Source organism: Clostridium sp., assembly GCF_034179595.1.
Classification (GTDB): Bacteria; Bacillota; Clostridia; order Clostridiales; family Clostridiaceae; genus Clostridium.
In genome coordinates, this window is the sequence record NZ_JAXFPT010000014.1 from 11987 (window position 1) to 35266 (window position 23280).

22 protein-coding genes and 2 other annotated features are annotated in these 23280 nt (G+C 28.1%); of the genes, 4 read left to right on the top strand and 18 right to left on the bottom strand.

Going from position 1 to position 23280, the window contains the following annotated elements; all coding sequences use genetic code 11:
* Nucleotide 1: 1 nt before the first annotated feature.
* From SPJ33_RS00975 to ytxC, 11 genes are all read right to left on the bottom strand, one after another.
* Entirely contained in the window at nt 2-2344 is a 2343-nt protein-coding gene (locus tag SPJ33_RS00975; RefSeq protein WP_321116088.1) for a U32 family peptidase, read from the bottom strand.
* 114 nt (nt 2345-2458) lie between these two features.
* Nucleotides 2459-3835 (bottom strand): cell division protein ZapA, encoded by a 1377-nt coding sequence (gene zapA / locus SPJ33_RS00980; RefSeq protein WP_321116089.1) that lies wholly within the window; start codon nt 3833-3835, stop codon nt 2459-2461.
* A 197-nt stretch (nt 3836-4032) separates the two neighbouring features.
* The gene (gene pheT, locus SPJ33_RS00985) at nt 4033-6414 is read right to left on the bottom strand and encodes a phenylalanine--tRNA ligase subunit beta (protein ID WP_321116090.1); all 2382 of its coding nucleotides are present in this window, start codon (nt 6412-6414) and stop codon (nt 4033-4035) included.
* Nucleotides 6415-6446: 32 nt separating this feature from the next.
* On the bottom strand, nt 6447-7466 hold the full coding sequence (gene pheS, locus SPJ33_RS00990) for a phenylalanine--tRNA ligase subunit alpha (protein WP_321116091.1): 1020 nt from the start codon (nt 7464-7466) through the stop codon (nt 6447-6449).
* 61 nt (nt 7467-7527) lie between these two features.
* Nucleotides 7528-7751, bottom strand: a binding site (T-box leader).
* Between the two features lie 43 nt (nt 7752-7794).
* Nucleotides 7795-8577, bottom strand: coding sequence for an RNA methyltransferase (locus SPJ33_RS00995; RefSeq protein ID WP_321116092.1), 783 nt, complete (start codon nt 8575-8577; stop codon nt 7795-7797).
* A 15-nt stretch (nt 8578-8592) separates the two neighbouring features.
* The gene (locus tag SPJ33_RS01000) at nt 8593-9261 is read right to left on the bottom strand and encodes a TrkA family potassium uptake protein (RefSeq protein ID WP_321116093.1); all 669 of its coding nucleotides are present in this window, start codon (nt 9259-9261) and stop codon (nt 8593-8595) included.
* Nucleotides 9262-9273: 12 nt separating this feature from the next.
* Nucleotides 9274-10617 carry a TrkH family potassium uptake protein gene (locus tag SPJ33_RS01005; protein ID WP_321116094.1) on the bottom strand — a complete coding sequence of 448 codons (1344 nt, stop codon included), beginning with the start codon at nt 10615-10617 and terminating at the stop codon, nt 9274-9276.
* Between the two features lie 109 nt (nt 10618-10726).
* Entirely contained in the window at nt 10727-11086 is a 360-nt protein-coding gene (gene rplT / locus SPJ33_RS01010; protein ID WP_321116095.1) for a 50S ribosomal protein L20, read from the bottom strand.
* Nucleotides 11087-11113: 27 nt separating this feature from the next.
* Nucleotides 11114-11311, bottom strand: a complete 198-nt coding sequence (rpmI, locus tag SPJ33_RS01015; RefSeq protein WP_321116096.1) for a 50S ribosomal protein L35 — start codon at nt 11309-11311, stop codon at nt 11114-11116.
* Between the two features lie 22 nt (nt 11312-11333).
* Nucleotides 11334-11855 carry a translation initiation factor IF-3 gene (infC, locus tag SPJ33_RS01020; protein ID WP_321116097.1) on the bottom strand — a complete coding sequence of 174 codons (522 nt, stop codon included), beginning with the start codon at nt 11853-11855 and terminating at the stop codon, nt 11334-11336.
* A 25-nt stretch (nt 11856-11880) separates the two neighbouring features.
* Nucleotides 11881-12008, bottom strand: a sequence feature (ribosomal protein L20 leader region).
* 41 nt (nt 12009-12049) lie between these two features.
* Nucleotides 12050-12928, bottom strand: a complete 879-nt coding sequence (gene ytxC / locus SPJ33_RS01025) for a putative sporulation protein YtxC (protein ID WP_321116098.1) — start codon at nt 12926-12928, stop codon at nt 12050-12052.
* A gap of 144 nt (nt 12929-13072) precedes the next feature.
* Between ytxC and SPJ33_RS01030 the strand changes: the two genes are divergently transcribed.
* Nucleotides 13073-13774 carry a DUF6873 family GME fold protein gene (locus SPJ33_RS01030; RefSeq protein WP_321116099.1) on the top strand — a complete coding sequence of 234 codons (702 nt, stop codon included), beginning with the start codon at nt 13073-13075 and terminating at the stop codon, nt 13772-13774.
* Nucleotides 13775-13852: 78 nt separating this feature from the next.
* Here SPJ33_RS01030 and SPJ33_RS01035 read toward each other — a convergent pair whose 3' ends face one another.
* The 4 genes from SPJ33_RS01035 to SPJ33_RS01050 all read right to left on the bottom strand — a co-directional run bounded on the left by SPJ33_RS01035 (nt 13853) and on the right by SPJ33_RS01050 (nt 16667).
* Nucleotides 13853-14497: an HD domain-containing protein gene (locus SPJ33_RS01035; protein WP_321116100.1), complete on the bottom strand. Its 645-nt coding sequence runs from the start codon at nt 14495-14497 to the stop codon at nt 13853-13855.
* A gap of 186 nt (nt 14498-14683) precedes the next feature.
* Complete coding sequence (hslO, locus tag SPJ33_RS01040) at nt 14684-15568, bottom strand: Hsp33 family molecular chaperone HslO (protein WP_321116101.1); 885 nt, start codon at nt 15566-15568, stop codon at nt 14684-14686.
* Nucleotides 15558-16319: a class I SAM-dependent methyltransferase gene (locus SPJ33_RS01045; RefSeq protein ID WP_321116102.1), complete on the bottom strand. Its 762-nt coding sequence runs from the start codon at nt 16317-16319 to the stop codon at nt 15558-15560. The genes hslO and SPJ33_RS01045 overlap by 11 nt, the downstream gene beginning before the upstream one ends.
* Before the next feature lie 96 nt (nt 16320-16415).
* Nucleotides 16416-16667: a small, acid-soluble spore protein, alpha/beta type gene (locus tag SPJ33_RS01050; RefSeq protein ID WP_321116103.1), complete on the bottom strand. Its 252-nt coding sequence runs from the start codon at nt 16665-16667 to the stop codon at nt 16416-16418.
* Between the two features lie 206 nt (nt 16668-16873).
* Between SPJ33_RS01050 and SPJ33_RS01055 the strand changes: the two genes are divergently transcribed.
* From SPJ33_RS01055 to dapB, 3 genes are read left to right on the top strand one after another with little or no spacing between them, the layout of a single operon-like run.
* On the top strand, nt 16874-17863 hold the full coding sequence (locus tag SPJ33_RS01055; protein ID WP_321116104.1) for an aspartate-semialdehyde dehydrogenase: 990 nt from the start codon (nt 16874-16876) through the stop codon (nt 17861-17863).
* An 18-nt stretch (nt 17864-17881) separates the two neighbouring features.
* Entirely contained in the window at nt 17882-18760 is an 879-nt protein-coding gene (gene dapA, locus SPJ33_RS01060) for a 4-hydroxy-tetrahydrodipicolinate synthase (protein ID WP_321116105.1), read from the top strand.
* Between the two features lie 16 nt (nt 18761-18776).
* Nucleotides 18777-19532 carry a 4-hydroxy-tetrahydrodipicolinate reductase gene (gene dapB / locus SPJ33_RS01065; RefSeq protein ID WP_321116106.1) on the top strand — a complete coding sequence of 252 codons (756 nt, stop codon included), beginning with the start codon at nt 18777-18779 and terminating at the stop codon, nt 19530-19532.
* Between the two features lie 39 nt (nt 19533-19571).
* Here dapB and SPJ33_RS01070 read toward each other — a convergent pair whose 3' ends face one another.
* From SPJ33_RS01070 to SPJ33_RS01080, 3 genes are read right to left on the bottom strand one after another with little or no spacing between them, the layout of a single operon-like run.
* A complete protein-coding gene (locus tag SPJ33_RS01070) occupies nt 19572-21245 on the bottom strand; it encodes a peptide ABC transporter substrate-binding protein (RefSeq protein WP_321116107.1) in 1674 nt (557 codons plus the stop codon).
* Nucleotides 21246-21278: 33 nt separating this feature from the next.
* On the bottom strand, nt 21279-22259 hold the full coding sequence (locus SPJ33_RS01075; RefSeq protein ID WP_321116109.1) for a dipeptide ABC transporter ATP-binding protein: 981 nt from the start codon (nt 22257-22259) through the stop codon (nt 21279-21281).
* Complete coding sequence (locus SPJ33_RS01080) at nt 22246-23268, bottom strand: ABC transporter ATP-binding protein (RefSeq protein ID WP_321116110.1); 1023 nt, start codon at nt 23266-23268, stop codon at nt 22246-22248. The genes SPJ33_RS01075 and SPJ33_RS01080 overlap by 14 nt, the downstream gene beginning before the upstream one ends.
* Nucleotides 23269-23280: the final 12 nt, after the last annotated feature.

The window sequence follows — 23280 nt, forward strand, 5'->3', positions numbered from 1 at the left end:
TCTATTCTACACCTCTTCTATAATGGCCTTTTGTATAATTTTTATTATCAACTAAACTTTTCCCATTAAGTTCATTTATTATTTCTCTTACTTCTTCTTTGCTTTCATCAGTAAAATCAATTCTTAAGCATTTAATTCCCATATCTTTTAAATCATCTATTTCTTCTATTAAATTTGTTGGCAGAGAATTTAATAGGTGACTTCTACAGAATATGTCTGTCATAACATTAAACTTTTCATTCATTCTATCTACTAATGTAAATGTATCTCTTTCACATGCTCTATTACATTCTTTGTTGCTATCTTTTTCGCCAAATGTACTTCCTATTGGGCAATATTCACTAACCATTAATTCTGTTTTTCCATATATAGTTTTAGAAACATTTCCTTTAAATCCTTTTAATGAAGCTTTCATTTCTTTTCTATTAAGTTCTTCACTTATAGGTAATATATCTAAATCTTCACTATAAAATTCTAACGCTTCTTTATTGAAGATATTTAACTTATAATCTCCAACTATAAGAAGTTCATTCTTATACTTATTTACTATTCCAATATTAGATGTAAGTATACCTTTTATATATGGTTTACATTCTTCTATTATATTTATGATTTTATCAAATTCACTCTTTATTATATTAGGTGTTTTAAGTATTAAATTATACTTTTCTCCATATTTTTTAACATCACTTATTCTTAAAGCATTTTTATGTCTACTAAATACATCTACTGCTATATACTCAAATTCATCTTTAATTTCTTCAAATTGATCTTTTAATATTACTTTAGGTAATACATCTATATTTTTACTTTCTCTATCACTTGTCATAGAAATTTTTTCACTATCATGTCTTTTTCTTCTATACTTTGCACATTCAGATTTTATTATCTTGTCAAATAATTCTCTTCTTAATTCATTAAGTTCTCCAATTCTAATAAAACCATCTTCAAATGATATAAATTCTATTTCATTAAATTTATATGGATATTCCCCTGATTTAAATAAAGCTTTTTCTATTCTTTCTTTATCTAAAGGTTTATTTGAAGCTTTTTCAACCTTGCTTCCTGAAACTTCATAATAATTATCTTTAAATAAAACTCCAATTTTTATTTCTTCATCCACTTTAAAATTAACATATCCTTTTAATTCAATTTTTCTGCCATAAGGTTTTACTCCTTCACTTAATTCCAAAGTTAGGTTTTTATCAGACATTTTATATATATAATCTCCTACTTTATATCCTGTAGGGAATAATTTTACCTTATCTCCTTTTTTAGCAGATTTTACTTCATCTTTATTTTTTATGATTTTACTAACTGTAAAACCTCCATCTTTTATTCTAACCCCATCTCCTAGGCCAATATTTTCTTCTAATAAAATTTGTCCATTATCTAATACTTTTCCAAGTAAAACACCAGTATTTTTAGGGAAATTATAGCTCATCATATCTTTCCCAACATTTTTATTTAAATATGCTTTTGAAAAACCTTCTCTATTAAATAATTGAAGTAATTCCTTTTTACCTTTTTTATTATCAAACTCTTCATTATATAATTCTTTATCTACTGCTTTTCTATAATTTCTAACTACACCAGCTACATATTCTGGCTTTTTCATTCTTCCTTCTATTTTTAATGAATATACACCAGTGTCTATAATGCTTTTTACATCTTCTACAGCACACATATCTTTTGTTGATAAAAGATACCCTTTCTTTTCTCCACCTTTTTGTGATTTTAATGTATATTCCATTCTACAAGGCTGTGCACATCTTCCTCTATTACCACTTCTACCACCTATCATAGAACTCATAAGGCATTGTCCTGAGTAGCATACACAAAGTGCTCCATGCACAAACATTTCAGTTTCTATATTTAAATCAGTTGATATATGTCTTATTTCTTGAAATGTCAATTCTCTTGATAATACTATTCTATGGAAGCCTTTTTCTTTAAAATACATAGCAGCTTCTCCATTATGAACAGTCATTTGTGTTGAGGCATGAATTTCAAAATCACTATATTTTTCTTTTATTATTTTAAATAATCCTAAATCTTGAACTAAAAGAGCATCTACACCTATTTCATAAAGATACCCTGCATATTTTAAAGCTTTAGGTAATTCCTCTTCTTTTAATAAAGTATTCATAGTTACATATACTTTAACGCCATAACTATGTGCATAATCTACTGCTTTTTTCATTTCTTCATTATTAAAATTTGAAGCATAAGCTCTTGCTGAAAACTTATCCCCACCTAAATATATAGCATCTGCACCATTATTAATTGCAGCATATAAACTTTCCATACTTCCAGCAGGTGCTAGAACTTCTATCTTTTTCATTTACATCTCTCCTATAAATTTAACCATTTGTTCTTTTCCATATCACTTTAGTTTAACCTATTACTTAATAAAAATAAAGTACTGAGCAAACGAAAAATTACTCAGTACAAAATTTTACTTTCTCTTTAATAACACAGGTTGATTTTCTGCCTTAACTTTTGTAAGTTCAATTTGTGAATCTATTAGCTTCTTTTCTAAATCAAGAACTTTATACTTATTACTTTGAAGTGCCATTCTTGTAGACTTTCCAGCTTCAATTAGCATCTTTCTATCATTTTCAAATTTTTTTGTTTTTTCTTTTAATTCATTCTCAAACTTAATAGTCTTTTCATTTAATTCATTTTCAAATGCAATAGTTTTTTCTTTAAGTTCATTTTCAAATTTATTAGCTTTTCCTTCTACTTCCTTTAAGCTATTTTGTTTGTCTTTTATTTCTTCTTCTAAAATATCTATTTTTTCTTTTAATCTCTTTACTTCCATCTCTTTTTCTTTTTGAAGCTTTTTAAAGCTTTCTATACTCTTTTCCTTTTGAGATGTTTCTTTTTTCATTAATTCTTTAAGCTTTGAATATTCTGCTTGAAGCTTGTTTAAATTCTCATTTTTCTTATTTAAGTTATTTTTAGAATCATGATACTTTGTCTTATATTCATCTATTGAAGCTTTATTATCTTTAACTTTATCTTCTAATTCCTTTATTATATCTTTAAGCTTATTTTCCTCTACTTTAAGTAAATTTTGGCTACTTCTAATATTTTCTAAATCCTTAAGTATTAATTCTCTTTCCTTCTTTACTTCTTCTATTTCTTTTGATAGAGTTTTATTTTTCAATAATTTATTATCCATCTCTTTTTTATTATTTCTATTTTCAGCTTCTAGCTTGTTTATCTTTTTATTTAAATCTTCCTCTATCTTCTTTTTATCAGCTAATGTAAGCTTAACCTTATTATCTATTTCATTATTTTTATTTTTTAAACCTTTATTTTCATTTTTAAGCTCTTTATTTTCTTCCTTTAATTTTGAAATTTCAGCTTCTTTATTTTTTATATTGTTTAAATTCTCACTACTACTTAAACTTAATTTATTCTTTTCTTCTTGTACATCATTAATCTTTTTTAATAATGATTCACGATCTTCTTTTAAGCCATTTATAACATTATCTTTTTCTTTAGATATAATAGCATTTTCATCTTTTAATCTAGTTATATTGCTCTTTAATTCTTCGATAGTCTTAAAAAGAGTAGCCCTTTCATTTTCCATATTCTTTTTAATGCTTGCTAATTTTCTTATTTGATCGTCTGATTTATATAAACCATCTGCAATATTTACAGCTGCAAGTACAGATGCTTGGGATATGCTAAGCATAGGATTTTTTCCAAGTACTTCTTTTATCCTTTCATCTACATATGAGGCAATATCTCTTAAATATTCTTCGCTTTCTTTTCCTTTTAAATTATAATCCACACCATTTATGTTAACAGTAATTTTTACCATACTATTCCACCTCTTAAATATCCAATATAATTTCTCTTATATAATTATATTGGATATTTTAGTATTTCACAATTATGTAAAGTGAAAAGATAATTAATTTTTAAAAATTTTTTTATTTTAAAAAAGGACTAATTGCATTTTTGCAATTAATCCTTCTTAAAATTTATATTCTTTTAATTCTTTACTTTATAAGTAAATTATCTTAATATAGCACCTAATTTATATTCAAGAGCTCTTAAAATCTTTTCATGAACCTTATTTACTTCTTTATCTGTTAATGTCTTTGATTCATTTCTATATACTATAGCATAAGCAATACTCTTTTTGCCTTCTTCTACTTGTTCGCCTCTATATATATCAAATAGTTCTACTTTTTCAACGATATTACTTCCTGCTTTTCTTATAGTATCTTCAATATCTTGAACTAATACTTCTTCATCAACTATAAGAGCTATATCTCTTGTAACTGCTGGGAACTTAGGTAATGCTTTATATTTATTTTCAAGTTCAGAATTTTCATATATAGCATCTAAGTTTATTTCTGCTACATAGCATGGAACTTCTATTCCAAAGTTTTCGTTAACATCTGGATGGATCTCTCCAAATACTCCAGCTTCTGTTTTTCTTCCAACAATAAGTTTTGCAGTCTTTCCTGGGTGGAAGCTTGGGTTTTCAGTTTCTCTTAAGAACTTAACTCCCTTAACACCTAATCCTTCAATTAAGTTTTCAACTATTCCTTTTATATTTAAGTAATCAACATCTCCATAAATACCTACAGTTAATATATTCTTTTCTGTTGGTATTTCTGTTGGATCTTCTGAAGGAATATAAACTTTACCTATTTCAAAAAGGTATGCTTCACTATTATTTCTTGAATAGTTTCTTGAAAGTGATTCCATCATTGACGCTAAAGTAGTAGTTCTCATTACACTATAATCTTCACCTAAAGGATTCTTTATAGTAACTACACGTCTTAAATCACTATCTTCTGGCAGAGATATCTTATCAAAAGCTTTTGGTGATATAAATGAGTAGCTTATAGATTGATTTAATCCACTTGCTGTCATAACTTCAATAACTTTTTCATCTAATATTTCTTTTTTATATTTTGGTTCTCTTTCAGTTTGAACCTTAAATATAGTTCCTTCAATATTATTATAACCATATATTCTTGCAACTTCTTCTGCTATATCTTCTTTTATAGCTATATCTATTCTAAATGTTGGCATAGTTATATCTAAAGCATCTCCATTTATTTCAGTTTCTAAATCTACTGAATCTAAGCATCTTTTCATTTCTTCTTTTGAAATATTTGTTCCTAAGAATTTATTTATCCAATTAGAATCAACTGATATGCTTGAAACTTTTTTAACTTCATTATATATATCAATTGTTCCTTCCATAACATCTCCGCATCCTAATTCACAGATAAGTGCACATGCTCTATTTAATGCAAGTTCTGCTAGGTTTGGATCTATATCTTTTTCAAATCTTGAAGAACTTTCTGTTCTAATTCCAAGCTTTTTAGAGTTAACTCTTATATTAGTTCCTTCAAAGTTTGCACATTCAAATATTATTTCAGTTGTATCTTGTTTAACTTCTGAATTTTGTCCGCCCATTATTCCAGCAAGAGCAACAGGTCTTTCTCCATCTTTTATGCATAAAATAGTGTTATCTAATTCTCTTTCAGTTTCATCTAAAGTTACAAACTTTTCACCGTCTAATGCTTTTTCAACAACTATAGTATTTGTTTTGATTTCTCTTTTATCAAATGCATGCATAGGTTCTCCTATTTCAAGCATTACAAAATTAGTTATATCAACTATATTGTTTATTGGTCTTACACCAGCTTCTAATAATCTATCTTGCATCCACTTAGGTGATGGAGCTATTTTTACATTTTTAACTCCTCTTGCCATGTATCTTCTACATAAAGAATCTTTAACTTCAACACTTAATTCATCATTTATATTAGCATCTGAAGTAACTTTATACTCCATGTTTGGCATTTTATATGTTGTTCTAAGAGTTGCAGCAGTTTCTCTTGCCATTCCAAGCATACTTAAACAATCTGGTCTATTTGATGTAATATCAAAATCTAAAGTTTCCTTTTTAAGTCCTAAGTATTCTTTTATTTCAACACCTAAAGGAGCATCTTCTGGAAGAATCATAAGTCCATCTACTTCATCTTCTCCCTTAAGTCCAAGTTCAGCTTCTGAACAGAACATTCCGTTTGAAACTACCCCTCTAAGCTTTCCTTTTTTAATTTCTGTTCCATCTGCTAATGTTGATTTGTGAAGAGCAACTGGAACAACATCTCCAACTTTCATGTTTGTTGCAGCAGTTACTATTTGAAGTTCTTCACCATTTCCAATATCAACAATACATACACTTAACTTTTCTGCATCTGGGTGCTTTTCAATAGATTTAAACTTACAAGTAACAACTCTATTTATAAGATCTCCTTGAACTATTATTCCTTCTAATGCTGATCCTGTAAGAGTTAATAAATCCCCAAGTTCCGTAGCATTTACATTTATATCAACATAATCATTTAACCAACTATATGGTACTTTCATTTTATTTCCTCCTATTTTTAAACTTTAATATTTTAGAATTGATCTAAAAATCTCATATCACTTTCGTATAGTAATCTTATATCATCTATACCATACTTAAGCATAACCATTCTATCAACACCAAATCCAAATGCAAAGCCTGAATATTCTTCTGGATCTATGTTACAGTTTCTAAGAACTTGAGGGTGAACCATACCACAACCTAGTATTTCAATCCATCCGCTTCCTTTACATACTTTACATCCTTTTCCTCCACAAACAAAGCATGTCGCATCCATTTCTGCTGAAGGTTCTGTAAATGGGAAGTGGTGAGGTCTAAACTTAGTTTTAACCTTATCTCCAAACATTTTCTTTGCAAATAATTCTAAAGTTCCCTTAAGATCTGCAAATGTAACTCCTTTATCAATTACTAAGCCTTCCATTTGATAGAATATAGGTGAGTGAGTTGCGTCAACATCATCTGATCTATAAACTTTTCCTGGTGATATCATCTTAATTGGTGGCTTTTGATTTTCCATAGTTCTAACTTGAACTGGAGAAGTTTGTGTTCTTAATACAAGATTATCATTTATGTAGAAAGTATCTTGTTCACTTCTAGCTGGATGATCTTTTGGTATATTTAAAGCTTCAAAATTATATCTATCGTATTCTATTTCTGGTCCTTCTTCAATAGTAAAGCCCATTGAAACAAATATATTTTTCATACTTTCAAGAGTTAAATCTAATGGATGTCTTTTTCCTAATCTACTCTTTTTACCTGGAAGTGATATATCTATTACTTCATTAGCTAACTTTTCATTTTTTTCTTTAGTCTTTATTTCTTTTGAAATATTTTCTAAAGTGCTTTCTAAAACAGCCTTTACTTCATTAACCATTTTACCTATTATTGGTCTTTCTTCTTTTGATACATCTTTCATACCTCTTAAAATAGTCGTAAGTTCTCCTTTTTTACCAAGGTATTTTACTCTTATTTCTTCAACTTCTGAAGAAGTTTTAGCATTTGATATTTCTTTTAATGCTACATCTTGAATATTTTTCAATTTTTCTTGCATATTCAATTTCTCCTTTCCTTACAATTCCAAATAAATTTAACATAAAAAAACCGCCCCTAAAATAAGGGACGGATTATCCGCGTTACCACCCTAATTGGTCTAAAATACAATGATAAATAGACCCAACTTGTAAATTTAACGATCTTACCCGCTAACTGCTACTTTATTTCACAGTTAGAACTCCCAAGTGAACTTCAATATAATTCTTTTAAAATAGCTTACAGTCTATGGCTATTTCTCCCTTAAAAAGTTAATCATATCTACTCTCTTGATCAACGCTTTATTAATTTAAAAACTACACTTAAAATTATACATATATTTTCTAAAATTACAATAGTGTTCTTGTCTGTCTAACTCTTTCATAAAGAATTATAGAAGTAGCAACTCCAACATTTAATGATTCTGCTCCACCTGGCATAGGTATTTTTACCTTTTTATCTGAAATATCATAAACTTCATTAGATACTCCATTTCCTTCATTACCTACAGTTATAACTATTTTGCCAGTTAAATCTTCATCAAAGAAATCATTTTTTCCTTCTAATGAAGTAGCTACAATTGAAAATCCTTTTTCTTTTAAATCTTTAACAACACTTAAATCTTCATCTTGTATTATTGGTACATAAAATATAGAACCCATTGTAGATCTTATTGTTTTATCATTATATATATCAACTGTTCCTTTTGTTAATATAATCCCATCAATACCTGATGCATGGGCTGTTCTTATTATAGTTCCAAGATTACCTGGATCTTGAACTTTGTCGCATAACAAATAAAATTCGCCATTTAATACTTTATTAGTATCATTCATAAATACTACTGCAAGAAGCCCTTGAGGATTTTCAGTTTCACAAATTTCTAAAAATAAGTCTTTGCTTAATTTAAATACTTTTCCATTATAGTTATATTTACTTATAATATCTGTTGCTTTATCTTCAATATCATCAATATAAAATATAGTTTCTATATTAGCATTAGCTTTAAGTGCTTCTTCTACTAATCTAAAACCTTCTATTAAATATTTTTTTTGCTTGTTTCTATTTCTTCTATCTTTTAACTTTTTAGTCTCTTTATATATAGTATTATTTTTACTTTCTATATAAACCAAAATTTATACCTCACGTTAATTAAATTTAACTATCATACCTTCTAACTTACTCAAGTCTTCAGCAGAGCCTATTGCAACAAATATATCTTTGCTTTTAACCATAAAATCTGCTGGAGGTGAAAGATTTATTTCATCATCTCTCTTTATAGCCATAACATTAATTCCATATTTGCTTCTTAATTTTAACTCATTTATAGTTTTATTTTTCCATTCTTCAGGTGCTTCTATTTCCATAATGCTATAATCTGGTGATAATTCAATAAAGTCTAGAATACTTTCTGAAACTAAATTATGAGCTACTCTAACACCCATATCTTTTTCAGGTAATATTACCCTATCTGCACCTATTTTATATAGTACTTTTGCATGTAAATCACTATTACCCTTTGCAATTATATACTTAACACCAAGTTCTTTAATTAAAAGCGTAACCATAACACTAGCTTGTATATTAGATCCAATAGTTACAACTGCTACATCAAAATTTCTAAGCCCTAAAGTTCTAAGTGCACCTTCATCTGTAGCATCCATTTGAACCGCATGAGTAACCTTATCTGATATATCTTGAATTAAATCTTCATTTTTATCTATAACAAGAACATCATTTCCAAGGCCATAAAGCGTTTCAGCTACTGATGATCCAAATCTACCAAGACCTATAACAACAAATTGCTTTTTTATCATTTAATTCATCCCCTAACCAATTAAAATTCTACCTTCTGGATATTTATGTGTTTGCTTTTTCTTATTTTTTAATAATGCTAAAACTACAGTCATAGGACCAACTCTACCACAGTACATAGTTAGTATTATTACTACCTTTCCTACTGAACTTAATCTTTGAGTAACTCCTGTTGTAAGTCCAACTGTACCAAAAGCAGATGTTGCTTCATAAAGTAAATTTATAAATGATTCGCCTGGCTCTGTAATAGTTAATATCATAGTAACTAATATAACAATTGACATTCCTATTATTAACAAAGCTAATGATTTATAAACTAATTCTTTAGAAAATCTTCTACCAAAAACTTGAGCATCTTCTCTACCTCGTATTACTGAAATAACTGATAAAATAATAACCCCAAATGTTGAAGTTTTAAGACCCCCTGCTGTTGATCCTGGAGAACCTCCTATAAACATTAAAATTACTGTTAAAAATTTTGATGCATTAACCATATCATCAGTAGATACGCTGTTCATCCCTGCAGTTCTTGGTGATGCTGAAGCAAAATAAGAATTAAGAACCTTATATCCAAATCCCATATCTCCTATTGTCTTTTTATTATTCATTTCAAATAAAAACATTAATATAGTTCCAACAATTAATAAAGCAACTGAAACTACTATTACAACTTTTGAATGAACAGATAGTTTTTTAATACCTCTATAATTATATAATTCAAACCAGACAGTAAATCCAATACCACCAATTATAATTAAACTACTTAATGTTAATAATACTACAATATTATTCCAATATCCTGTAACTGAATTAAAATGTCCGAATAAATCAAATCCTGCGTTACAAAAAGAAGATATTGAATGAAAAATACTAAAATAAATACCTTTACCTAGTCCAAACTGTGGAACGAATTGTGTAGATAATAATAAAGCTCCAAAAAATTGTACTGAAAATGTAAAAGCTAATACATACCTTGCCATTCTAACTAACCCTTGAATGTTAAATGTATTCATAGCTTCTTGCATAACTAATCTTTCTCTTAAAGTTATTTTTTTACCTAATATAAGTGCAAAAAAAGTTGCAAAAGACATGAATCCAAGTCCCCCAACTTCAATAAGTAGCATTATAACTACTTGTCCAAAATGACTCCAATATGTGCCTGTATCTAAGGTTATAAGCCCAGTTACACATGCAGCTGATGTTGATGTAAATAAAGCATCTAAGAAATCTGTACTTTTTCCACTAGCTGATGATATCGGTAAACTTAAAAGAATCCCACCTATTAAAATAAGTATAACAAACCCTATTACTAAGATTTGTACTGCACTTAAATTTCCTCTCTTTAAAAATTTTTTCATAAAATCACCCCAAAGGCTTATACTAATATATATTTATAAATTCAATAAATAGCCTTTTTCAACTTTATTTTTGTATATAAAAAATGCGACCGAAGTCGCATCTTTTTAACTAAGCGTTTATGTGTTTTTTAGCTACTTCAACTAATTCAGCAAATGCTTTTGGATCATTTATAGCTATTTCTGATAACATTTTTCTGTTTATATCTATGTTAGCTAATTTCATTCCATTCATGAATCTTGAATATGAAAGACCATTCATTCTTGTAGCTGCGTTTATTCTAGCTATCCATAATCTTCTGTAGTCTCTCTTCTTTAATCTTCTACCAACATAAGCATTTCTTAATGCTCTGATAACTGATTCATTAGCTGTTTTAAATAACTTGCTCTTTCCACCGTAGTATCCTTTTGCAAGCTTTAATACTTTTTTATGATTCTTACGAGCGTTAACTGCTCTTTTAACTCTTGCCATTTAACAAAACCTCCTGTGTCCAAACTCTTATAGGTATGGTAATAATTTCTTGATTACTTTTTCTTGTGCTACTGATACGTATCCACCTTTTCTAAGTTTTCTCTTAGTTTTTGATGTCTTCTTAGTTAAGATGTGGCTTCTGAAAGCTTTAGCTCTCTTAAGTTTTCCTGTACCTGTCTTTCTAAATCTCTTTGCTGCACCTCTATGTGTCTTCATTTTTGGCATGATAAAATCCTCCTCTCAAAAGTTATGCCTTTTTTGGCCCTAAAATCATAGTCATGTTTCTTCCTTCTCTCTTAGCTGGCTTTTCGATAACACAAACATCGTCAAGCTTTCCTAAGAAATTGTCAAGAATTCTTTGGGCGATATCGCCTAATTGCATTTCTCTTCCTCTGAATCTTACAGTGACTTTGACTTTATCACCATCTAATAGGAACTTTCTTGCTTTTTTAGCTTTTATTGCAATATCATTTTCTTCAATAGTAAGGCTTACTCTGATTTCTTTGATATTGATGACTTTTTGTTTTTTCTTAGCTTCTTTTTCTTTTTTAGATTGTTCATATATGAACTTACCTAAATCCATAATTTTGCAAACTGGTGGGTTAGCATTTGGTGATATCATCACTAAATCTAATTCTTGCTCGTCTGCAATATTAAGAGCTTCTTTAGTTGGTAATATTCCAAGTTGTTCTCCATCTTTAGATATTACTCTAATCTCTTTTTCTCTAATCTTTTCATTGATTATATAATTCTTACTAATAGTTTCCACCTCCAGGTTTAACGATTCAAAGATACATATAAATAAAGGACGGCATAAAGCCGTCCTGTTTAATCAATAATAAATTCATTAAATAAACTAAACCATACGAACAACTTATCATTAAGCGCTGCAGGTGAGAAACGGCTGTTTCTTCTTGACATGATATATTTTAATATCTTATTTTATTTTTGTCAACATATTTTTTATAAAAAATTATTTAGTTCATATTCGTCAACAAATCCTACTCGTTCACCGAATATATTAACTATTGTATCAATGAATTCTTTATTTGTACAGAACTTTTTATTATAAATTTTAATTTTCTTAGGTGCATTAGTTATAAGTCCACTTATTATTACATCTTCTATATTCGCATCTATACCTAACCTACAATCATTTAATTCTTGAATAAACTGATTAAATAAATCATTATTGCTTTGATCTACTATATTATAACCACCATCTTTATGAATTATAATATTTATAATTTCAACCTTACTTTCTTGTATATCAACAAAATATTTTAGTAATTTTATAAATTCCTTATATTCTTTTTCCACCATATATTTTTCTATGATTTTATCTATGATTTTTTCTATATCACTTTTTAGTTCTTTCATCCTAAACGTTATAAATCCATTTATATTAAGTTCATTTTTCTCTTCTAAACACTCTTTTATCTTTAAAACTATTTTGTTTATCTTATTTTCGCAGTATACACTTACTTCATCTTTTATATCTGCTCTTCTATATAAAATATCCATAATATTTTTTTCAACTTCTATTATTTCATCTTGTTTTAAGAAAAAATACGTATCTGTCAAAAATTCAAATAATTCTTTTTCTTTATAATTTTTAATCACTATATCATATAATAATTCGCTTATATATAGCTTAATTTTTTCAAAAACTTCGCTATTATAACACTCTTCTTCACACATAACTTTTACAAGATGAATATTACCTTCAATCTTTTCAACTAAACCTATTACTATATTTTTATTTTTTAGTAGGGTTTTCAATTCTTGTAACTCTTTTATAAAGTCTAATTCTCCCATATACGCTAACTTCAGCACAAGCATAAATTTCACTCCCTTCTTAGTAATAGTATGTATTAAATACAATCTATCTATACTTATAGTTATTTTGTAAAACTTCCTAGTTTTGTTGATTTTTTATCATATTAATAGTAACTTAAGTATATATTTATATTTAGGAGGGTATTTATGTATTCTTTTGTTGATTACAGAATAACAGACTTAGAATTATCAAATTTAAAAAAACAAGGACTTAAACCCATAAAGGTTCCACAATCTAAACTTTTATATGATGCAATAGATGGACATGTAGATATTCAATTAAATATCTTAGATAAAGAATCTAAGACCATAATAGTACATAAAGATATTGAAAAAGTCTTTTTAAAAGAATTAAAAAAACATTCAATAAATTTTATTTTTTCTAGTAATTCATTAAATAGCAAATATCCTAATGATATAATTTTAAATGCTTTAATAACTGATAAATTTATAATGCATAATATTAAATATACAGATAAAAATTTATTAGAAAATTGTAGCACTAAAAAAATATTAAATGTAAGTCAAGGATATACAAACTGTTCAGTTTTAAACATATATAATAAAGCTTTTATCACTTCTGATAAAGTTATATATAATACATTAAAAGATGAAAATTATGATGTTTTGCTACTTCCACCTGGAGATATTTTGCTTGAAGGATTTGATTACGGATTTATAGGCGGTACTGGAGGCATGATAGGTGATAATAAGATAGCTTTCTTTGGGAATTTAAACTGCTACAAATATGGTAATGAAATAATATCCTTCTTAAAAAAACATAACATTACACCTATTTATTTATCAGATTCTAAGCTAGTAGATAGGGGGAGCATATTAACACTATAATCTTCTATATATAGTACGTTGTATTATTTAAAATGTTTCAAATTAAAATAATAAAAGCTATATTATTTATAGCTTTTATTATTTTATAAAGTTTATGTTTGATTTTGAATATTTTTTATACTTTTCTAAAAATTCATGCATGCTTGCAATTATCTCTAATTTATCATCTTTATTAAGCCCACCTCTTCCTAATCTATCACATAGAAATAGTAATGTCATATCATTAATATCAACATTTTCTAACATTTCTTTTTCATTTGCAAAAGGCAAGTTTTTTTGTATGTATAAAAAGTGCATATGATATTTTATTAAATTTTGAACTTCTTTTATAAATCTTTCATCTTTAAATCCCATTCTTTTAAGAAATACATAACTTTCAGTATATCCAACATTATCATGATTATAAGAAGTCCATCTTCCTTTTCTAAGCTTTGTTGTTTTAATTTTTCCTATATCATGCAAAAGCGCTGCCCACATAAATGCTTTTTTATTATTTGCATATTCCCTATAATAAGCTGCATTATCAACTACCATCATAGTATGATTCCACACACTTCCCTCTGGGTGATATTTTTTAGATTGATTAACATCACGTAATCTTTTTAAAGTATCAAGTGGCTTTCTATCAAGTTCTCTCGTTTTAAATAACTTATCAAAATATTCAGAAGGTTTTTTATCATAAAGTAAACTATTTTCAATATCTCTTATTTTTCTATTAGACATTTAATTTTTGCTCCTTTCATCAAATCTATTTTTTTCATTTAATAAGAATTCTATAACTTTTTTAATTAAAATAATATATATTATATATAAATAGGCTATGAGCCTTTGTTTTTTAATTTTTATTCTTTTAATACCTCAAAACAATATAAAAATAAGGACTGATATCAGTCCTTATTTTTTAAAAATTTACTTTGTGTATGTTTCTAATAATTTTCCTATCTCATCGTGAGTTATTTTATATTTTCTATTACAGAAATGACATACTACTTCTTCATCTTTTCCATCATCATAAATATTTCTTAATTCTTCTTCACCAATACTTATTAATGCTTTTTCTATTCTTTCTTTTGAACAATCACACTTGTATTCTGGTTCTATACTATCTAATATCTTAGGATCCATATCTAAAAATACATCTTCAATTATTTCTTCTATTGTCATGCCTTCATCAATTAGTGTTGTTATTGGCTTCATTTCTTGAAGTCTATAAGTTATTATATCTGCTAATAATTCATCAGCATCAGGCATCATTTGAATTATAAATCCTCCAGAAGCTTTTATTGAAAGATCCTTATCAACTAACACACCAAGTGAAACTGCTGATGGTGTTTGTTCTGATACAGTAAAGTAATAAGCTAAATCTTCTGCTATTTCTCCTGTGTATATTGGAACCTGTCCTACATATGGATCTTTTAATCCTAAATCTTTTATTACATAAAGCAGACCATTTGTACCAACTGCTCCACTTACATCAAGCTTTCCATTTGGTTTTAGTGGTAAATCTACGTTTGGATTTCCTATAAAGCCCTTAACTGATCCATCTGAATGTCCAGTTACTGTAACTCCTCTAAGTTCTCCACCACCATCTATCTTTAAAGTTACAACTTCTTTATCTGATTTTAATTGTACTCCCATAAGTGCACATGCAGTTAACATTCTTCCAAGTGCTGCTGATGCAACTGGTGTACATTCATGTAATGAAGTTCCTTCATTAACTAGATTTGTAGTAATCCCTCCTATGAATCTAACCATACCATTTTTAGCAGTACCTCTAATAATTTTATCTTTCATAAGTTTTCCCTCCATCTCTTTTCTTTACTACATATAGAATTCTTTCTGAAGAATCTCTAACACTATCTTCTGTATATCCATCATATTTCCCTAATATATGTAGTCCACATTTTTCTAGATTTTTTTCTATATCTTCTTCTTTATATGCTCTTTCAAAATGCTCTTCTTCAAATCTTTCATAAAGATCACCATCTTTAATAAAGAAAGTTAAAAACATATTAGTTATTTCATCTTCAAATACATTTTCCCATGAATAAAATACATCTTCTGAATTATAAGTATAGATATTATTACCTAATATAGTAGATAATTTATAATATGAATTTATATCAAATATAAATATACCATCATCTTTTAAATGCTTGGCTACACTATTAAAGTAATTGCTAAGATCTTCTTCTTTTAATATATAATTAGTGGAATCTAATACGCAAGTTATTAAATCAAATTTATGATTTAATGAAAGTTCTGTCATATCTTGGCATACTATTCTACTTTTAATCTTTTCTTTTTTAAACTTTTCAAAAGCTTCTCTTAACATATCTTCTGAAAGATCTACTGCAAATGAATTTTTAAAATCTTTAGCTACTCTAAGTGAAACATTACCAGTTCCACATGCTAAATCTAAATAGTCTAATGTTTGTATTTTTTGTTCTTCTGATATATCTTTAATTCTTTTTGCTATTTTATCATAATCTATATCTTCATTTATTAGTTCATCATATATCTTAGCAAATTCACCATATGCCATAAAACTCCCCCATTTTCTTTATAAAAACACTACTGATTATATTATAATTAATTCTAGATTTAGTCAAACTAATTAATGAAATTTTATAATTATAGATTATTTTCTTCCTAATATTTCATCATTTGTAGGGATATGTAGCTTCTTTTTCCTACTTGTCATTATTCCTCCAATTCTTCCTGTCTCTTCAGCAGTAAGTGCAGACCAGCCGCCTTCATCGACTTTATCTTTAAGGCCTAGTTCTTCTGCTATCTCATATTTTATTTTTTCTCTTAATTTTTCTGCATCTGTAAGTTCTTTATTTGATTTTAATTTTGATTTTATAATTTTTTTTAAAGGTGTTTTACTCATATAATTCACTCCAATCTTTATTTGTATTTTATCCATTTAAAAACAAAAAATGTATTATTCTATTAACGAAATAATATAATTATGTGAAAAGTTTTTTAACAGTTTATTTTTTTTCGCTATTTTTTTCATAACTCTTGATATTTATTTAATAAATACTTATAGTTATTGTATGAATATAATTATAGAAAAATATTGGAGGGATTAATTTGTATAACGTTGCAATAGTTGGGGCTACTGGTAATGTAGGAAGAACATTTTTAAGTATTTTAGCAGAAAGAAATTTTCCTATAAAGAATCTTTATCTTTTTGCTTCTAAAAGATCTGCAGGTAAAAAATTAAAGTTTAAGGGAGTAGATTATGTAGTAGAAGAAACTTGCGAAGAAAACATAAAATCTAAAGATTTAGATTTTGCTCTATTTTCAGCAGGTGGTGATACAAGCCTAGAATTTGCTCCTATTTTTTCAAAATATGGTGCTACAGTTATAGACAATAGTAGTGCTTGGAGAATGGATCCTAAAGTTCCTTTAGTTGTTCCTGAAGTAAATCCAGAAGATATAAAATGGAATAATGGAATTATAGCTAATCCAAATTGTTCAACAATTCAAGCTATGGCTGTATTAAAGGCTCTTAATGATAAATATGGATTAAAGAGAGTTATATACTCTACTTATCAAGCAGTATCTGGTGCAGGAATGCAAGCAATACAAGATTTAGAAGATGGAATGAAGGGAATCGCACCTAAAAAATTCCCTAAGCCAATAGTTGGAAATGTATTGCCTCATATAGATGTATTTTTAGAAAATGGCTATACTAAAGAAGAAATGAAAATGATAAATGAAACTAGAAAAATTCTTCATATTGATGATTTAAAGGTAACTGCAACTACTGTTAGAGTTCCTGTATTAAATTCACATAGTGAAAGCATAAATGTAGAACTTTCAAACCCATTTGAACTTGAAGATGTAGTTAAACTTTTAGAAAATACACAAGGGGTTACTGTTTATGATGATGTAGATAATCTTAAATATCCAACTCCTCTTGAAGTATCTGGAAAAGATGATGTATATGTTGGAAGAATAAGAAGAGATTTTAGTGTAGATAATGGATTAAACCTTTGGGTTGTTGCTGATAACATAAGAAAAGGTGCTGCATTAAATGCTGTTCAAATAGCTGAAGTAATAATAAATAATAAATAAAGTTTGGAGGGGTTTAATATGACAGTTTTTAAAGGATCAGGAGTTGCTTTAATTACTCCATTTACAGAAACAGGAGTAGATTATAATAAATTAAAAGAAATCCTAGAATGGCATGTAAAAGAAGGAACAGATTCTATAATAATTTGTGGTACAACAGGTGAAGCTACTACAATGACTTTAGAAGAAAAAAAGGAAGTTATAAAGTTTACAGTTGAAGTTATAAATGGAAGAATACCAGTAATAGCTGGTACTGGTTCAAATAATACTAAAGCTGCAATAGATATGAGTAAATATGCAGAAAGTGTTGGTGTTTCAGCTGTTCTTGTAATTACTCCATACTATAACAAAACAAACCATAAAGGATTATTAAAGCATTTTGAAGCTATAAATGATGCTATAAATATTCCAATAATTTTATATAACGTTCCAAGTAGAACAGGTATGAACATAACTCCTTCTACTTTAAAAGAACTTTCAAAACTTAAAAATGTTGTTGCGATAAAAGAAGCTAGCGGAAACTTAAGCCAAGTTGCTGAAATGAAAGCTCTTTGCGGTGATTCTATAGATATTTATTCAGGTAACGATGATCAAATAGTTCCTATTATGTCACTTGGAGGAATTGGTGTTATTTCTGTTCTTGCAAATGTAATTCCAAAACAAGTTCATGATATGACAACAATGTACTTAGATGGAAAATGTCATGAAGCTTCAAAGATACAATTAGACACTTTAGAGCTTGCAAACTCATTATTCTTAGAAACTAATCCTATACCTGTTAAGACTGCTCTTAACTTAATGGGATTAAATGTAGGTCCTTTAAGACTTCCATTATATGAAATGGATGACTTACTTAAAAATAGTCTTGAAAATACATTGAAAAAATATAAATTAATGTAGTTTAAGGAGAACTAATATGACAAAAGTAATATTAAATGGTTGCTCAGGTAAAATGGGTACTGTTATAACAAATATAGCAAAAGATTTTAAAGATATTGAAATAGTTGCTGGTATAGATAAATTTCCAAAAAAAGATTCACCATATAAAATATTTGAAAAACCTTCAGATGTTAATATAGAATATGATGTATTACTTGATTTTTCTAGAGCTGATGCTTTAAAAGATTTATTAAATTTAACAGAAAAGACTAAAAAACCTCTTGTTATTTGTTCAACTGGTTTTTCAGAAGAAGATTTAAAACTTATAGATGAAAAAAGTAAAACTCTTCCTTTATTTAGATCAGCTAATATGTCACTTGGAATCAACTTAATAAATTCATTACTTAAAAAGGTTGCTCCTCTTTTATATGGAAATTATGATATAGAAATCATAGAAAAGCATCATAACCAAAAAGTAGATGCTCCAAGCGGAACTGCTCTTCTTTTAGCTGATACTATAAAAGATTCTTTAAAAGAAGAAACTGAGTATGTATATGGAAGACATGGATCACATAAGCGTGAAAAACAAGAAATAGGTATTCATGCAGTTCGTGGTGGTTCAATAGTTGGAGATCACGATGTAATATTTGCAGGTACTGGTGAAGTTATCGAATTAACTCATAAAGCAATTTCAAGAGAAGTTTTCGCAGTAGGTGCATTAAAAGCATGTGAATACATGGGAAGCATAACTAAGCCTGGTTTATATAATATGGATGATGTAATTGGATTATAAAATAAAAAGCTAAAGGATTATTTCCTTTAGCTTTTTATTTTATTCTTCTATATATGCTCCATCAAAATAAACACTACCTAAAGTTGATGCTCTAAATCCTTTTACATATGATTGAACACCATATACTTTAGTATAATCATATATAGGTATAACTGGTGTTTCTTCTAATAAGATTTCTTCTGCTTTTCTCATATATTCAAATCTCTTCTTAGAATCAGCTTCTGACTTAGCTTTTTTGATTAAATCATCATATTCTGAATTTGAGAAATGCGCATCATTATTTCCCCAGCTATTTTTATCTTCATCCTTTCCACTTACCCACATATCTAAGAATGTCATTGGATCTAAATAGTCAGCTGACCAACCATGTCTAGCTATTTGATAATCTCCATTTTGTCTTGTATTTATAAATACTGCCCATTCTTGATTTGTAAGTTTAACATTAACCCCAATAGCTTTCCAATTTTGTTCAATAACTTCCATTATGGCTTTATGTGATCCTTCAGAATTATACATTAACTCTAATTCTGGAAGTCCTTCACCATTTTCATAACCAGCTTCTTTTAATAATTTTTTTGCCTCCTTAACATTTTCTTCAAAATTTAAAGGATCAAACTTATTATTCTTAAAATCTTTTCCATCTGAATCCTTTATTCCTGATGGAACAAAACTTGCAGATGGTACTTGTTCTGCTTTAGTTACATCATTAACTATAGTTTCTCTATCTATTGCTAATGAAAGTGCTTTTCTTACATTTTTATTAGATAATGCTTCTTTAACTTCCTTATCTAATTTATCTAAATCATTTCCAACATTAACACATAAGAAATATGTTCCTAGATTAGGGAAAACTTTAACAAGTCCATTTTCCTTACCATCTTCAATTCTTTCAGTTGGAACATTTGATATCATATCAAAATTTTCTGATTCTAATGATGCATATGAACTTGTTTCATCAGTAGCCATTTTATAAACTAATTCTTCAAGTTTTACATTATCTTTATTCCAGTAGTTTTCATTCTTTTCAAAAGTATAAGAATCTTTCATTTGATAATCTGTTAATTTAAATGGACCATTTGAAATATAAGTTTCTGGGCTATTAATCCATTTATCTCCATTAGCTTCAACTACATCTTGTCTAACTGGCATATAAGTTGGAAATGCCATAAGTTCTGCAAAATATGGAGTTGGAGCATTTAATGTAACTTCTAAAGTTTTATCATCAATAACCTTTATACCTAAATCTTTTTCATCAACTTTTCCATTGTAATATTCTTGCGCATTTTTAATATACCAGAATTGATATACATATTCTGAAGCAGTTTCTTTATTTAATACTCTCTTCCATGAATATTCAAAATCTTTAGCAGTTACAGGCTTACCATCAGACCATTTAGCATCATCTCTTATAGTAAATGTATAAGTTAATCCATCATCTGATACTTTCCATTCTTTTGCTACACCTGGAATTGCCTTTTCATTTTCATCTAATCTAACTAATCCTTCAAAGGCATTTGAAATAACTGTTGAACCATCAACTGCTGTATTTAAGGCTGGATCTATAGTTTTTACAACTGCTCCAAGATTATAAGTAAGTTTTTGCTCTCTTTGCCCCCCTGCTTCATTTTGTTTTCCACAACCTACAAAAACTGATGCAGTTAAAGATATTGCAAGTGCAACTGCACACAGCTTTTTTATTTTGCTTAATTTCATATTTTTTCCCCCTTTTATATTTATAAATTATTTTTAATTAAATAAATGACAAGCTACAAAGTGATCCTTTTCCACTTCTTTTAATATAGGATCTTCCCTATCACAAATATCTTTTGCATATTTGCATCTTCCCTTAAACCTACATCCTGGCTTTGGATCTATAGGAGATGGTATATCTCCACTTAAAACTATCCTTTTATTGCTTTTTGCTATTTTAGGATCTGGTATAGGTACTGCAGATAAAAGTGCTTTAGTGTATGGATGTTTTGGTCTTAAATAAACATCATTGCTTGGTCCTTTTTCAACCATCTGTCCTAAATACATTACCCCAATATGTGTTGATATATGTTTAACCATAGATAAATCATGTGCTATGAATAAATAAGTTAAATTAAGCTCTTCTTGTAATTCTTCTAACATATTTATAACTTGTGCTTGAATTGAAACATCAAGCGCTGAAATTGGTTCATCACAAACTATAAAATCTGGTTCAACAGCAAGTGCTCTTGCAATCCCAATCCTTTGTCTTTGCCCACCTGAAAACTCATGTGCGTATCTATTTATATGCCCCCCATTTAAACCTACCTTATCAAGTAAATATCTTATTCTTTCGTTTCTTTCACTACCTTTATATAATCCATGAATATCTATTGCTTCACCAACAATATCCCCAACTGTCATTCTTGGATTTAAAGATGCATATGGATCTTGGAATATCATTTGCATCTTTCTTCTTAGAGAAATCATTTCTTTTTCAGACTTTTTAGTTATATCCTCGCCGTTAAATATTATATTTCCACTAGTTGGATTGTATAACTTTAATATAGTTCTACCAGTTGTAGTTTTTCCACACCCTGATTCTCCGACAAGTCCTAATGTTTCTCCTTTTCTTATTGTAAAAGAAACATTATCAACAGCTTTTACAAAACTTTTCTTTTGGAATATACCATTTTTAACCTGAAAGTATTTGCAAAGATTTTTAACTTCTAAAATTGTATCTTTATTTTTTTCCATGTAATACTTCCTCCCTAACAGTTGTCTCTACTTTCGGTGCATTTTTGCCACATAACCAGCAAGCAGCTTCATGTCCTTCATTAATTTTAAATAATGGTGGTTGATTTTCCATACATATTCTCATAGTATGCTCACACCTATCAGCAAAAGGACATCCAACAGGTGGCTTTAAAAGATCTGGCGGTTGTCCATCTATAGGTATAAGCTTTTCTTTAAGCTCACTTAATGGATTTGGAACACTTTTTAAAAGTCCCCAAGTATAAGGATGTTTTCCCCTATAGAAAATATCTTCTGCTGTTCCAGATTCTACAATTATTCCACCATACATAACATTTATCCTTGAACAAAGATCTGCTACAACTCCAAGATCATGAGTTATAAGTATAATAGATGTTTCTAGCTTTTCTTTTAAATTTTTCATAAGATCTAATATTTGAGCTTGAATTGTAACATCTAACGCTGTAGTTGGCTCATCAGCTATGATTAAGTTAGGTTCACAAATTAAACTTATAGCTATCATAGCTCTTTGTCTCATTCCACCTGAAAATTCATGAGGGTATTGTTTCATTCTACTTTCTGGACTTGGTATTCCAACTAACTCTAACATCTCTATCCCTTTTTTCCATGCTTCCTTTTTAGAAATCTTTTTATGCTTCATAAGATGCTCTGTTAATTGATTCCCTATTGTATATAACGGATTTAAAGATGTCATAGGATCTTGGAATATCATTCCCATTTCTGCTCCTCTTATCTTCTCCATTTCTCTTTCACTAAAATTACTTATATCTTTTCCATTAAATATAATTTCATCACTTTTAATATTCGCATTTTTAGCTAATAATTTCATTATTGACATCATCGTAACTGATTTGCCACAACCTGATTCACCAACAATTCCAAGAGCTTCCCCTTTTCCTATATGAAAAGAAACTCCTCTAACTGCCTGTACATTTCCTAAGTGTGTATTAAATGAAGTTTTTAAATTCTTTACCTCTAGTAACTTTTCCATATATACACTATC